Genomic DNA, 13,707 nt, shown 5'->3' with positions numbered 1-13,707 from the left:
CAGCCCGCCCCCCACCTAACTTCTTTGCTTCCGCTGAATTTTGAGGTGGGGGTCTTACTGCCCGTTAAAGCGGGATAAAAGCAAACATCGGAGGACGAAAAAAGTGGAATACATAGTGCAACAGCTTAAAAAAATTGGTTTCAATGAATATGAAGCTAAATCTTATGTATCTCTTGTTAAACAGGGGCCTGTCACAGCCTATCAAGTGAGTAAGGATTCGGGTGTCCCAAGAGCGCGAATTTATGAGATTTTAGGTAACCTTGTAGAAAAAGGAATTGTCATGAAGGAAGAAATAAATGACACCACTCGCTATTCACCTCTACCTGTTGAAATCTTTTTACAGAAGGCGCAATCAGAATGGCAGTCTACTTATGAAGGAATTAGTGATTCATTAAAAAAACTAGAAACTTCCGAAGAAAAAACAGATAATCGAGTGATTACTTTAAAAGACAATCAAACAATCATTAGCTATTGTCAGGCATTAATAAAAAAAGCAGAACGACGTATTGTCATTTCAATGTGGGATGAGATGTATGAAGCGTTAAAAGAAGATCTATCTGAAGTAACTGATAAAGTTACAATACAAGGTATTACCTTGCATGTTGAAAATCCCATTAAAAATCTAGAAGCCCATCGCATAACACCTTATACAGAAACCTTGTCTACAGAACATTGGTTTATTGTATCGATAGATTCTAAAGAAATGATTTATGGACCATCACTTGCAGAGCGTAATATTGCTTTTTATACAGATGACCCCGTCCATATATACTTATTAGAGGATTATGTATGGCATGATGTTTTAGTAAATCGACTTGTCCGACGTAACCAAGATGATTTGCAGCAGTGGATTACTGCAGAGAGAAAGTCTTTCTTTATGGGGAAATAAGAAACATATTCAAGAGCAAATAAAAAATTTTGCGTATTAAACCTAACAACTTCTCCGTACAAAAATAGCCGACTATTATATAGTAAATATTCGGCTATTTTTGTATAAATTTATACAGACGCTGCCATTACCCCAGCGATTAATGAGATAAACGCTTCTCCCACTCTTTCACCTTTTCAATTGTTACATCTAATTTTTTAGCTATTTCTTCTACACTCATTCCTTTAAAAAGCATTCCAGCTGCCGAAAGTGCTTTATCAATTTCTTCTTGCTTCTCTTGTTCATATAAACGACCTACTTTTGTCATCCGTAACCACTCCTTTACCTTTTTATATGCCTTCTTCTATTTTATCATCCAATCTCCACAAACCGCCCAAACTCCTTCAAAAACCTCAGCTTAAAACTCCCCACAGGCCCATTCCGGTGCTTCGCCACATGAATCTCCGTCATCTCTTTCTGCATCGTTTCCTTATCGTAATAATCCTCTCGATACATAAGCATAATGACATCCGCATCTTGCTCAATTTGTCCGGTCTCTCTTAAATCAGATAAAAGAGGACGCTTATCTTGCCGTGACTCTACAGAACGAGACAATTGCGATAATGCTACTACACAAACATTTAATTCACGTGCTAATAACTTAAGCTTACGCGAAATCTCACTAATTTCCTGAAATCGATTGCCCTTATGCTTCGGATCGCCCGTAATAAGCTGCAAATAATCTACAATAATTAAAATCTTGTTATCTCCATGCTTCCTCTTTAACTTACGAGTTTGCATCCAAATATCTTGCACCGTAACACCTGCATTGTCATAAATCTCAAGTGGCAACTCACCAATCTCCGCAAACGCCTTACTTACCTTCTCCCAATCTTCCATCGCAAAACGATGCTTCGGATTTTTCAGCCTGCCTCCTGACACTTCACCTACACAAGAAGCCATCCTTTTTAACAATTGCTTACTACTCATCTCTAACGAAAACAATCCAACCGCCGCTCCAGACTTCGCCGCATGCAGTCCAACATTAAGCGCAAACGCAGTCTTCCCCATAGAAGGACGCGCACCAAGAACGACAAAATCACCTTCCTGCAATCCGCACGTCATCTTATTTAGCGATGTATAACCAGACTCAATACCAGTAATCTCTTTCACATCTTGATGAAGCTCCTCATACAAATCAACTAACGCATCCTTCAAATCAAACTCACATACAGAGTCTTTTTCCTCTAACTCACAAAGTGCCGTAATCGTCTCACCAATAATTTCCTCATTCTTCTCCGCAATAAGGCGCTCTCCCATCTTGTGCCCGAGAACACCCGCCTGATACATTTTCCAAGCACCTCGAACAAGCCCCTCATAATAAGAGAAATTGCTAGTAGTAGGCACACCATCCATTAACCCTATAAAATACTCCATTCCCCCGATACCCTCTAAAAACTTCGGATCTACCCGAGAAATGAACGTCACAAGATCAATCGGTTGCCTCTCTGATTCCATCTTTCGCATTAACTGAAATATAGACTTATGTACTGGCATAGAAAAATACTGCTCCGTCAAACGGCACTCCTTAATAAGCTCTCCATCAATTAATAGAGAACCTAGCACCGTCTTTTCCGCCTCCACATTTTGAATACTCATGGCCGCCACCCGCGCTCCGCTAAAAAGCGCTGCAACTCTTCCTCAGATGGCGCATTCTTCTCCCACTCCTCACACCTCGCCAAAAACTCCTCCGTCTCCCCCGTACTAACAGACGACTCCTTCTTCCGAAACTTAGCCGTATCTGCCTCAACCTCACACACTTTCGTAAACCCTTTCCCGTGCCAGCCTCTCAAAATGCCCTTCACATAAGCAACCGTCCGCTTATTATTCTCAAACGCAATTTGAAGCGCCTTCAACACAAGCTCCTCTGACAAATCTTCCATCCACGCACTCAGTTCCTCCACCGCAAAAGGAGACAAACTACCGAAATGTTGCTCATAAAAAGAAAACACACGACTTCCCGTTTCTTCCTCTATAACCTCTTCTTCCGCCTCTGTCTCCTCACAAACTGGCTCAACATCATCTACAGCCAAATCACTCGGCATACCGAAATGCGCTAAAAGCATTGGAACATTCAGCTCCTCCTCTACGCACTTCTGAAGAAACATATGTACAAACTCCTTATTCTTCACACTCTTCAGCTCACGAAGCACACACTTCTCCACATTCGTATTCGTCACCGGATTATAACGAAGCCAATTTAAAACGAATAACTCCCGCGTATCCGCATCATAAAGAATCTTTCCATAATCAACAAAGCGCTGCACAAGCTTATCAACAGTCTCCCGATTATAACCCGTCTCCATCTCAGCTAATCGCTTCGGAAAAGGAAAAATCCCGCACTGCGTCGTCTTCGAACAAGTCAGCAAATACACATAAAAATACCGCTCCTCCGGCGTCAAATCCAAAACAAAATCATCCTGCCAAAAATTCACCTGCACATTACGATAGACCGCCATCCTAATTCCTCCCGTCCTAATTCAAAAATGAAAATTTTCTCTTTGTACTATATATAGGAAGGAGGGCTGGGTTTTTGGCGTGTTATTTCAAAAATTTTTTCGACTCCTACTACGGTGTTTGTTGGTGTTTTTGTTTTGTTATGTTTTTTCTTAGTGATTTATTACTTGGTAGGGGCTTGTAAGGGGCTTAGGAGGGGTTAGTTATCGGTTACTTCGATTAGGAAGACGCGATCTGAGAAACCACCTCGTTCTTCTGCTTTCTTTTTACGGATGTTGTTGATTTCTTCTAGTGTTGTGCCTTCGTGTTCGGCTAGGGCGTTTATTAGTTCTAGTAGGTCGGATAGTTCTTCGAGTTTATGTGCTTTTGTTGTTGCTTCTAGATATTCGGTTAGTTCTTCTTCTGGTTTTTTGCAGAGTTCTTTTATGTATTCTTCTTCGGGTAGGATTCTTGTTGTAGGTGTTTTTCCGTTGGTTTTTATTATTTGTGGGATTTTGTTTCGGATTAGTTTTTGTAGGTTGGCATGGGAATTTCCTCCGTTAGGTTTTTCTTCTATTATAATGGAAAAGCAGTTTAACTAGGTGTTAAACTGCTTTGTTGCTTCTTATTAATTAATATCAATTTTTTCTACTAACATTGCTGGAATACTAATTTCGCCACCCATAGTAGATTTATAAGTATATATACCTGCAGATTTCCCCTTAACAGTAACATTATCTTTTTCTAACACTCTTGAATTTAGAATGTCACTTTTATAAACAACGTATAATACTTTATCGTAATTTCCATTAACCGCTACTCTTAATTGCGTCTCGCCTTTTCCTTCCATTACTTGAAGGACTTTCCCTGTAAATTTAGCTTTCTTTCCTTTAAACTCATCCGGTGTTCTGGCTAGTTGATCATATGTAATTCCTGTTTCATATCCAATTCGCTCTTCTTCCTCTTTTGCCGCTTTCTCCGCTGCTGCTTTCTCTGCCGCTGCTTGTTCTGCTGCTGCCTTCTCCGCTGCTGCTTTCTCTGCTGCCGCTTTCTCTGCTGCTGCTTTCTCTGCCGCTGCTTGTTCTGCTGCTGCTTTTTCCTCTGCTGTTAACTCTTTCTTCTGTTCAGCTTTAGCTGGCTTAGCCTCGGTTTTTGCTTCTTCTGTCTTTTTCGTATCCTCAGAAGTTACACCAAATAAAATAAACATTGCTACTACGCCTATTCCATAGAACTTTAATACACTTTTTCTATTTCGTTTTTCTTCTGATCCCCATCTAACTACTAATTGAGGTTTAATAATCCCAATAATTAATGCTATTAAGCACACATAAAACAATACTAAAAATAAAGTATTCAAATCTCTTGTCCCTCTCATTCTTTTATTTAATTACAATTAATTTCACTCAAACTATATATTACCATGTTTTAATATTTTTTTTAACAACAAATCATTTAATTGATTTGTCAGATAATAAAATTTTAATTTATCAAATGAACTGCCTATAAAGGCACTAATAAAAGTAATAAGCAAAAGAGTACAGTATGATATGAAGAATCGTATTTAACCTTAATAAAATAAAGGGACAGCTTCCCTATTTCATTACTAATGAGGAAACTATCTACTGATGGGCTACATTTTATTCATAGCTTCTTTTATATACTGTTCTTCCTCATTTGTGAAAAGAGTAGGGAATTCGGCCATTGAAATTTTTGATTGTTTAATTACACTCACTACCTCACTTTGAGATATATCAAGATAGTCAGTTATCTTTTCTATTAAATGGAAAAATTCCTTCAAAGTAACTTGAACGTCATGATGACTCGGATCCTTCTCTTCTTCCTTATACTTTTTCAACTTCCCTATCACATCCATAAAACGCCGATCAAACTTTTCTTTTAATTCCTTATTATTATAAAACGCTTGAATACTCTCCGTTGAAAAGTGTTCCTCTAACCATTCTTTATTTTCTTTCTCCCATATGAAGGTTTGCAAAAACGAAGAAAACAAAGCGACATTCACTCGTTCTTCCTTTTGAAACTTCTTCGTCATCTCATCCATATGCGAAAGCACCTTCGCAATTCTTTCTTGCTCTGCCAGAAGCACTTCTCTTTGAAAATGCATCTGTCTTAAAAAGACTTCTGTCTCTATATCACGCTGCAATATAATATTTTGAATTTCTCCAAGCGAAAAACCAAGATGCTTAAACGATTGGATTTGCTGCAGCACATACAGATCATCTTTCGTATATAACCGATGCCCACCCTCAGTATAATCGCTCGGTTTTAATAAATTAATCTTGTCATAATAACGAAGCGCCCGCACCGTAACATCCCCAACACTTGCGAACTCACTAATCAGCCAAGCCATGTCATCACCTACTCCGATAACTTCTCTTTCACATACTGAAGCATATGAGAAAAACTCATCTCATTCTGCCTACAATATTGAAACAAACCTACAACAAGTAATAAAAAAGGAACATTCCCTCTATAACGATTTTCATACTCGCTAATACCATCATAAAAGTACTCATACTTTCTTTTTGGTAAAACAATATAAATCGCAATAAACAACACTGCAACCATAACAAAAAATTGCTTTCCCTTTACCTCCACTTCTTGTTTCATCACCTATTCTCCTTCCAACGCGTACTTATCTTCTTTAAATAACGGAATTCGAATGAAATAACGATACGGTTCATCACGTATTACTTTCCACGCAACAATGATCACTTGAACTACCTCAAAGATAAATACAATCCAAAACAAAACATCACTAATACGCGAACTAATATTAAATAGCAGAAAAATTAACAAATGAAAGTTGAACGCCTTTCGGCAATGGTATTTGTACACTTCATTTTTACGTGCCAGTGTGATGTACATGAGTAGTGGTGAAAAGATTCCTATTGCAGCTGAGATTAGTAGCATGATGATGGTGTTGCTTTTTTCTTTTTTGGTGGTTTTCATAAGTGATTTTGCCCCCCACTTTTTGATTTGTCTTCTTTAGGTTAGGGGGTGACGTTGGGGGAGGTGCAAGGGGAATGTACAGAAAAAAATTGATTAATACCGACATAGATAAAATCAGATTTCCACCTTAACATGGGTGGCATTCGGCGGTTCAAGCCCCCTTGGTCATACTGATAGAAACCGTTTTAATTTAACATTTTATGCGGTTTTTATTCATTTATAATTACTCTCTGCAAAGCCAGTGATCACAGAATCAGTCACATTCCCTACAAATTAAATAAAAAAAGAGCACCAAAATTATATATTTTTAGGACGCTCTTCCATATAAACACTAATAAATGTTAATTATTCTTTATAAAAAACTTATCTCTACTTAACCATTATCAAACTATAAAAACAATCGAATGGAACCTCCAAAAATCTTTAATGAATAATTGTATCTATCAAACTCCTTTATCAATTATTTTTATCCTTGTTTATCAAATGAATTCGATTTTGTATATATTCTGCAAAGGCCATTCTACATACATCTGCTTCTGATAATCCTAATTGCTTTCCTATATCGTTCAGTTTCTCTTTCATTTCTTGTTCTACCCGTATGTTAATAGTTACCTTTGACATATTTGACACCTCTAAATTCTATATATATAGAGGGCCAATATGACCCTCAAAAATTATTAATCATGCTCATAAGCAAACATTCCAAGTGAAACCCCTTTTTCTCTATGCTCCACTTGAAGTAGTTCAATACCTACTGTATTGTAATAACGATTACTCATGACACATTCAAAATGAGAACGAATGTCTTCATTGTTATGAGCTGTTAGACAAAACAGTTGTATTTTACTATTTCTAGCTAGTTCCATTATTGGTTTTACTACGTGTTCTGATGAAGCTTTACCAAAAGGATTATCCGCAATAATCACTTTCCAAGAATCGTCTCTAGCGTTAACTTTTTTACGCAAATACGTTACAAGTATCATAAACATGGACATATAGGAACTGAATTCCTCTCCACCAGACCATTTAGAAACTTCATCCCAAGGTTTCCAGTTTTCTGGACTGGTCGTCATAAGTGATTTTTTTCGTGGTTTATATATACTAACAAAACATTTCTTGATAGGTGCAATTTTATCTAATAATACCACTGTATCAAGTTTTTGTACTAGGTATTCATTCAATTCATTTTCTAGTTTGTTCTCTCTCTTCATTCGTTGTAAGGTTTCCAGAATGGTTTGAACATGGTAATGTAAATTACTATGAGTGGTTTCATCATCAAAACGGTCCCATCTCATTTTAATCAATTGCAATTCATAACCAAATACTTTCACTTTGGAGGATTTCGGGATTTCAGTCACGTTCTTATAAATAGCCTCTACTCGCTGAAAACATAAGTCTACCAGTTTTACCTTATCCTTTTCACATTCTGTTATCTTTCGCTTTAAATCTTCTTCAAAGGCATTAATGGTATCAAAGATGCGATTAAACGATTCTAAAATAAACTCTAACTCAAATATTTGATCACTTGTTTTCAATTTTGACAAACCATTCGCAAATTGTTCAGTCTTAGGGTTATTAGATTCTTGAATCTTCTTTAAATACGTTTCAAATGATAGGTATACACCTTTTTTGCCCTCTTTAAACTTTTGCAACTTTGTTACGTGCTCATTAGCATGGGTTTGTGCATATTTTTGATATGTTTTTGACTTTGAAATAATTTCTTCTTCAAGTATTAAACCGAATCTTTCATTATATAGAGGAAGATTTTCAATTTGCAAATGTACCATTGCTTTTTCAGCATCTATTATAGAATTTCTTAACAATTCCTTCTTAGTTACAAGTGCTTTATTAGCTTCGCCCAATTGTTCTTTTGACTGCTTGAAACGGTTAAGTTCTTCTTCATGCTCCCATTCATAAAGGAATACTTCTCTTCCGTACTTCTCATCAATCTCCTTCTTAGCTAATTCTAATTGTTTGGTTTTCTCTTTTAGATTTTCTCCTACTTTTCCTTTTTCGATCTCAATATCCCTTTCAGAAATAGAAAGTGTGTTAACTGTCTCTTTTTGTTTTGTAATTAACTCTTCTAGATTGATTTCTTGAGAATAGAACACTTTAACTTCTTCTAGAGTAAATCCGATATCATTGATTCGTTTTTCAGATTTTAGAAGTTCATTTTTTTTATCTGAAAGATTTTCTTCAAAAGAATTTTTCGCTTGATTTTTGTCCGCGTAATCTTTTTGAACTGCAGTAAAACGGGCTACGTACTCATTCTTTTCTTCACTGGTGTAACTATCAGAAGGTTCAAGGTTCTTGTCCAATTGGTGGTGTTTTCTTTCTTTATCTAATCCATCCATAACAGATTCAACGCTTCGTTTCTTATCTTTCTGTCTATCTAATGTTTCACGTTGCTCTATTACTTCCTCTTCACACAGATTAACTTTTGTCCCGTATTGGTCATGTTGGTCTTTTAAATATTTTACTTTTTCAACTAGCTCTTCGGGGTTTGAGTAAAGGTCCATAAAGCTTTGAAGACGCTTTATATGAGAATCTCTTTTTTCTATTTTTACTTTTTCATCTGAGATAAATTTACTAATTAATTCGTTCTCATTTTCTAACATCTTAATATGTTCATTGGTATCATTTATTTGTTGGTGAATCTCTTTTATATCTTCTGATAATTTCTGGACAGCTTGCATGTTGGATTCCGAGAATGTACTAGAATAACGAGTATGGAATGTTTCTAATGCAGTTAATATTTCATTGTAATTATTGAGAGTTATTTGTGCAAAAGTTAATTGTTCTTTATATTGAGAAAGCTCCATTTTTAACCCATCAATAATTTCTTGGATTTTAGCTCTAGATGCGAACCACTGAACATCTAACTGATGATAGAGATATAACTCATCATATAGAGGGAAAAGTTCATCTATTTTTGCATCTACTGATTTTGTTTGAATTTGAAGTTTACTCTTTACATAAAACAGTAACGGTACGTTTAACAGTTCTTTATTCAAGCTATTCAAGGATTTTTTGACTTCTGTTAAGTTTGCTTCTTCAACCAATAACGTATAAGGAAGCAATGGATAGGAATTAAGGTACTGGCTTTTCATTTCTTCACTAGAAAGTTCCGATAGCCATTCACTACCTAACATAGTAATAACACCTTTTTGTTCTAGATGTTGTTGAACCTTTAATAAAGTTTCATCAGGAACAAAGAAATCGTGTGATTCCCAAAGGCTAAGTTTTTTTGCTAAATCATGAATATACTGTTTAAGTTTATCTATTTTTTGTTCCGCTTCCACTTTTGAATATTGATAATACCGAAGAAACTCCTGCATATCTTCGAATATGTTTATCGTATTTTTCCCATCGTCTGAAAGAAGTGAAAGTAAGTTATATTTCTCCTTTTCAAATGTGGTATGTTCAGCCTTTAACGAAGTAACTTCGTTATTTTTGTTGTCTATAGCAATTCTTTGACCCGTTACAAACTCACGTTTTTCATCCATATCCTGTTTATTTAATCGACTTTTCTCTTCTTTTTGGGCAATAGTCACTGAAGATTGTAGTTGTTGTTCATGTAGTGATTTGAACGTGACAGATGGATCATATCCGGCTTCTTCTCCTAATTCATCTATCAGTTTTTGTTTACCTTCTTGGTAATTATTCAAATGATTTTCTGCATCCTTGTACTCTCCATATAAATCTTGTTTTTCCTTCTCTAATCGTTTCCGTTCTGCGTCTTTAAGATTCACTTCTTCTATCATAAATTTGATGTTGTTGTTAATATCATCCAAAGCAAATTGTTGTTCTTCTATGAGAAAATTTAACGCCTCTGTTAAGAGAGTTTTAGATTCATTTCTTCTCTTTTCTAATTCTGGTTTACTTGCTGTTAAAGAAGATATGTCTTCATTTAACTGTAGTACCTTTTTATGAATATCTAGATAATCTCCATATTCTTTTTTTGCTTCCAATTGTTGTAGTAATGCTTTTGCTTGTTTTAATTGTTCTGTTTTTATTTTAAGTTCATTTTCAGCAGCAACTAGCTCTATTTCTTTTGCTTCGATCTGTCCTTTTAAAATATGAGACTTATAGCTGTCAATCTTCCAATCCGCTTCATACATCAATGCTTCATTTTTCTCGATATCATCCATTAAGATATCAATTTTTTCTTCCTTATCCGCAATTTGAAGTTCAATGCTTTTCTTTAACGTAACTACATGCTTTTGTGCTTCCGCAAAGGATTTCTTTTTTACTTGAAAGTTTTCTACCGCTTTTACCATGTCTTCAGCACAATTTTTTATCCTTTGGAAATCATCCAAGTCTCTTTTCATATCCGGAATACTTAATAGATTTTTACTGTATTCTTTAAAGTACGTTTGGATTTCCTTTTTCTTTTCTTCACTGTCAAATATAGTGTTTTCGACTTCTGGGATAAGAAGTTTCACTAATAAGTCATACGTGCTGGATGCAGTTTTGAAGTAATTATCTACTCCACCCTCATCTCCATTAATCTTTTGTATCATCTTCCATTCATCTTCAATAAGGTGAAATCGTTTTAATTCCTTTTTATAATCACGGTTGACGTCAAATATACGAATATCATTTTGTCTTAAAAACTTACGGTATTCATTTAGTCTTGTTACTTTCCCGTTTACTGTGGTAGGAAGGGTATCAATATTTAATGTGTCCCCTCTGTTATAGGTGAACAAATATGTGAAATAATTTAATTCTTCTGTTTTTGTTTCCCCATTCATATAAGTAAACCCTAAACATAAGTATTTGTACGGAAGGTTTTCTCCATCTAGTTTCCATTCCGTCATAATATGACCAGTTGTACCTTTATACACCACTTCTTTTAATAAACGTTTGCTTAAATTGGAGTTAGGAAGAACGGTTTGAGTAACTAGTTGAATAAAACTCGTTTTTCCTCCGCCGTTTTCTAAGATGAATAGAGCATCTTTGGCATTTGGTTCCCACAAGCTGTTTGAGATGATTTTCTTCCCTTCATCTAATTGGATATTGGTCATTCTCACTTTCATCAATCGTGGCATCTTATCATTCCTCCTCTTCTCCCACAGTTCCTTCTCTTGTTACCAGCAATAGATCATGAATTTTGCTCTTGTTCTCGACATTGTGATAATAATGACTAATAATATTTTTCATTTTGTTGGTAACAGAAATATTAGTATGTTCTCTTATTCTGATAAGCTTTTCTTTTTCTAAGAATTTCAATGTTTTTTCGATATACATCCGTCGATTATCTTTTGTTCGAATATGGCTTGTAGCACCTTCTTTAAAGTCGGCCATTCTGCCCCAAGCTTCTACAATCCCAGCCACGTCCACATCATATTCATCACTTAATTCTTCTAACTTCTCTTCGCCCAGTCGTTCATATTGCTCGATGTATCCATTCATTTTATCCAATAGTTCATCCATTGGGAGATACATCCGATCAGCAGACTCTGTATCATATGGTTGTTCTAACTCTGCTATTAAGATGAACAAAATAAAGTAGAATAGATGAATTTCCTTATTGTCCTTAAAGCCTAATTCTTTCTTTAAATCATCATTCGTATAAGACATCGTTTCATTCTCGACCTCCGGCACCATTTGAATAACGCCATCTTGTTCATCCAAGAAGATCATGACTTTCCCTGTAGGTTCAATTACTTTCCGAATAAAATCTTGAACACCCCTTTCCTCATACCACTGAAAATATTCATCTTCTTTGCTTGTAATAAACCCTTTTTTACTAAGGGCCACATACAAGGCAAACCCTTTACTTACGATTTCTTCTGTCCACTCCATAAAAATCACCCCTTGTAATTAACATATCCTTGTATTTCATAGTTCCGATATAGTGAGATCTACCTGTTTCTAATAAACTAAAGGATTCTATCTCTTGTAATGTTACAAATTCATTTGATAGTCTTATTAACATTCTATTAATCTTTTTATCATCCGGGAGGTTTTTCCACACATCTGAAGTCACTTTTTCAAAACGATTGTATTCGGACTGATGTAGTTCTGCAATTAACCCCAACAGTGGATCTGGATTGTACAGAATATCCTCATAAAGACGTTCATCTTGAGTTTCAATCATTTGGAAAATATCACTTAATAGATACTTATCCTTCTCAACCAAGTGTTTCAATAAAGCAGTTATATATCGATATTCTTTGTTTTCGATTTCTTCCTTTTTCCTAGCTTCTTCTTCATCTTGCAACTTCATTTTTTCTTCATCTACTTCAACAATTTCTTCTTCTTTTAGTTGTTTTTTCTTGTATCTCTTTTGAGGAACTAATGCAAGTAGCGGATTAAACGTTTTATAATGCCTCAAAGGTAGAAATGGTTTAGAAATAGCATTTAATACTTCTTCTGTAGCAGGGGTTTCTATTAGTTCCCTTAATATTTCGTTTTCAAAATCTAAATGAACTGAAAATGCGTGAATGATGGAAGATTCAAGTGATTCGCTCATAATATTTTGTGTTTTTTGTTTTTCAGTAAATAAGGATTCATGCACACTAATTGCTTGAAGTAATTTCCCTTCAATTTCTTGGATTATATGGATTCCTTCTTGTTCTTTTTCTGTTAGACTACCTTCATAGAATTCATCAATTTTTTCTTCTACCAATTTTCTTAAATCATCAAATTGTTCGTGTTCTGATTTTAAAGTTTCATCAATTCTTTTTATCATGACTTCAAGTTCAGAACGTTGAGAAACACCAAGAGCATCCTTGATAATAGTATTTTGTAATTTTTTTATTTTCTTTTTTTCATCTTCTATCAACGTATGCATTTCGTGAACTCTCCTTAAAGCATCGGTGAAAAGTCCCTTTTCAAATTGTCGTTTGAAGAATAATTGAGAAATAGTGATTTGAAGTTCTCCAAATACTTCTTTCGTTTTGAATAGCAGCTCCAATCCCGTTGAAGATAATGTAAAATCGTCTACACGATCTTCTGTATCACTAAAAACGTTCATTCCTTCTCCATATTCAATTAGATGAAAATAATAAGTTTTTTCGTCTTTTTTATTGAAATCGTAATACGTAAATGTGTGGGCTCTTCCTCTGTTTCGAAGGTTTTTAGAAACCAACCAATCTTCGAGCTCGTCTGCGTCTGCTTTGGTAAAATTCTTGTTCCAATATCGTCGGACCACTTCTAAAATGACATATTGTAATTCTTCTTTTGTCGTGTTTTTATTAAATGCTAGTTTGTTTTCGAGCATATAAAGAAGTATATAGAGAGCAACCGTAGGAATAGGCAATTCTTTAAACTTCGTTGGTTGTTCTAATCGCAGGATGGGTGAAAACATCGCTACATGCTTCATTCGCTCATTAAAACCTTCTAGCATAGATTCAATGTTCGTGTTC

The 13,707-nt window shown here is 35.3% G+C and carries 12 protein-coding genes and 1 pseudogene; 1 reads left to right on the top strand and 12 read right to left on the bottom strand.

Annotated elements, in window-relative coordinates:
* Positions 1-103 precede the first annotated feature (103 nt).
* Positions 104-889 (top strand): TrmB family transcriptional regulator, encoded by a 786-nt coding sequence (locus tag BC_RS04805; protein ID WP_000455776.1) that lies wholly within the window; start codon positions 104-106, stop codon positions 887-889.
* A 139-nt stretch (positions 890-1,028) separates the two neighbouring features.
* Here the strand turns inward: BC_RS04805 and BC_RS27520 are convergent, their stop codons facing one another.
* The 12 genes and pseudogenes from BC_RS27520 to BC_RS04750 all read right to left on the bottom strand — a co-directional run bounded on the left by BC_RS27520 (position 1,029) and on the right by BC_RS04750 (position 13,688).
* A complete protein-coding gene (locus BC_RS27520; RefSeq protein ID WP_000169783.1) occupies positions 1,029-1,196 on the bottom strand; it encodes a hypothetical protein in 168 nt (55 codons plus the stop codon).
* 44 nt (positions 1,197-1,240) lie between these two features.
* Complete coding sequence (dnaB, locus tag BC_RS04800; RefSeq protein WP_000027311.1) at positions 1,241-2,527, bottom strand: replicative DNA helicase; 1,287 nt, start codon at positions 2,525-2,527, stop codon at positions 1,241-1,243.
* Positions 2,524-3,387 (bottom strand): DnaD domain-containing protein, encoded by an 864-nt coding sequence (locus tag BC_RS04795; RefSeq protein WP_000312067.1) that lies wholly within the window; start codon positions 3,385-3,387, stop codon positions 2,524-2,526. The genes dnaB and BC_RS04795 overlap by 4 nt, the downstream gene beginning before the upstream one ends.
* Before the next feature lie 197 nt (positions 3,388-3,584).
* Positions 3,585-3,910 (bottom strand): annotated as a pseudogene (locus BC_RS04790) (nucleoside triphosphate pyrophosphohydrolase).
* An 82-nt stretch (positions 3,911-3,992) separates the two neighbouring features.
* Positions 3,993-4,721 carry a hypothetical protein gene (locus BC_RS04785; RefSeq protein WP_001093925.1) on the bottom strand — a complete coding sequence of 243 codons (729 nt, stop codon included), beginning with the start codon at positions 4,719-4,721 and terminating at the stop codon, positions 3,993-3,995.
* Between the two features lie 273 nt (positions 4,722-4,994).
* Positions 4,995-5,732 carry a MerR family transcriptional regulator gene (locus tag BC_RS04780; RefSeq protein ID WP_000312394.1) on the bottom strand — a complete coding sequence of 246 codons (738 nt, stop codon included), beginning with the start codon at positions 5,730-5,732 and terminating at the stop codon, positions 4,995-4,997.
* Positions 5,733-5,740: 8 nt separating this feature from the next.
* Positions 5,741-5,992, bottom strand: a complete 252-nt coding sequence (locus BC_RS04775) for a hypothetical protein (RefSeq protein ID WP_000808339.1) — start codon at positions 5,990-5,992, stop codon at positions 5,741-5,743.
* A gap of 3 nt (positions 5,993-5,995) precedes the next feature.
* Positions 5,996-6,334, bottom strand: coding sequence for a DUF4870 domain-containing protein (locus BC_RS04770; protein ID WP_000858884.1), 339 nt, complete (start codon positions 6,332-6,334; stop codon positions 5,996-5,998).
* A gap of 456 nt (positions 6,335-6,790) precedes the next feature.
* Entirely contained in the window at positions 6,791-6,955 is a 165-nt protein-coding gene (locus tag BC_RS04765) for a CopG family transcriptional regulator (RefSeq protein ID WP_000049356.1), read from the bottom strand.
* A gap of 56 nt (positions 6,956-7,011) precedes the next feature.
* Complete coding sequence (locus BC_RS04760) at positions 7,012-11,088, bottom strand: hypothetical protein (RefSeq protein WP_232288811.1); 4,077 nt, start codon at positions 11,086-11,088, stop codon at positions 7,012-7,014.
* Between the two features lie 301 nt (positions 11,089-11,389).
* A complete protein-coding gene (locus BC_RS04755; protein ID WP_000455271.1) occupies positions 11,390-12,142 on the bottom strand; it encodes a DUF6063 family protein in 753 nt (250 codons plus the stop codon).
* Positions 12,114-13,688 (bottom strand): hypothetical protein, encoded by a 1,575-nt coding sequence (locus BC_RS04750; RefSeq protein ID WP_250702589.1) that lies wholly within the window; start codon positions 13,686-13,688, stop codon positions 12,114-12,116. Before BC_RS04750 ends, BC_RS04755 begins: the two co-directional genes overlap by 29 nt.
* Positions 13,689-13,707 lie beyond the last annotated feature (19 nt).

This window comes from Bacillus cereus ATCC 14579, assembly GCF_000007825.1.
In the GTDB taxonomy this organism is placed as follows: Bacteria; Bacillota; Bacilli; order Bacillales; family Bacillaceae_G; genus Bacillus_A; species Bacillus_A cereus.
This window is presented reverse-complemented; position numbering and strand designations above follow the sequence as displayed.

Bases quoted from the DNA above. Each gene is read 5' to 3' on its own strand.
- BC_RS27520 (WP_000169783.1), bottom strand. From the start codon at position 1,196: ATGACAAAAGTAGGTCGTTTATATGAACAAGAGAAGCAAGAAGAAATT.
- dnaB (WP_000027311.1), bottom strand. From the start codon at position 2,527: ATGAGTATTCAAAATGTGGAGGCGGAAAAGACGGTGCTAGGTTCTCTA.
- BC_RS04795 (WP_000312067.1), bottom strand. From the start codon at position 3,387: ATGGCGGTCTATCGTAATGTGCAGGTGAATTTTTGGCAGGATGATTTT.
- BC_RS04780 (WP_000312394.1), bottom strand. From the start codon at position 5,732: ATGGCTTGGCTGATTAGTGAGTTCGCAAGTGTTGGGGATGTTACGGTG.
- BC_RS04775 (WP_000808339.1), bottom strand. From the start codon at position 5,992: ATGAAACAAGAAGTGGAGGTAAAGGGAAAGCAATTTTTTGTTATGGTT.
- BC_RS04770 (WP_000858884.1), bottom strand. From the start codon at position 6,334: ATGAAAACCACCAAAAAAGAAAAAAGCAACACCATCATCATGCTACTA.
- BC_RS04765 (WP_000049356.1), bottom strand. From the start codon at position 6,955: ATGTCAAAGGTAACTATTAACATACGGGTAGAACAAGAAATGAAAGAG.
- BC_RS04760 (WP_232288811.1), bottom strand. From the start codon at position 11,088: ATGAATGGGGAAACAAAAACAGAAGAATTAAATTATTTCACATATTTG.
- BC_RS04755 (WP_000455271.1), bottom strand. From the start codon at position 12,142: ATGGAGTGGACAGAAGAAATCGTAAGTAAAGGGTTTGCCTTGTATGTG.
- BC_RS04750 (WP_250702589.1), bottom strand. From the start codon at position 13,688: ATGCTAGAAGGTTTTAATGAGCGAATGAAGCATGTAGCGATGTTTTCA.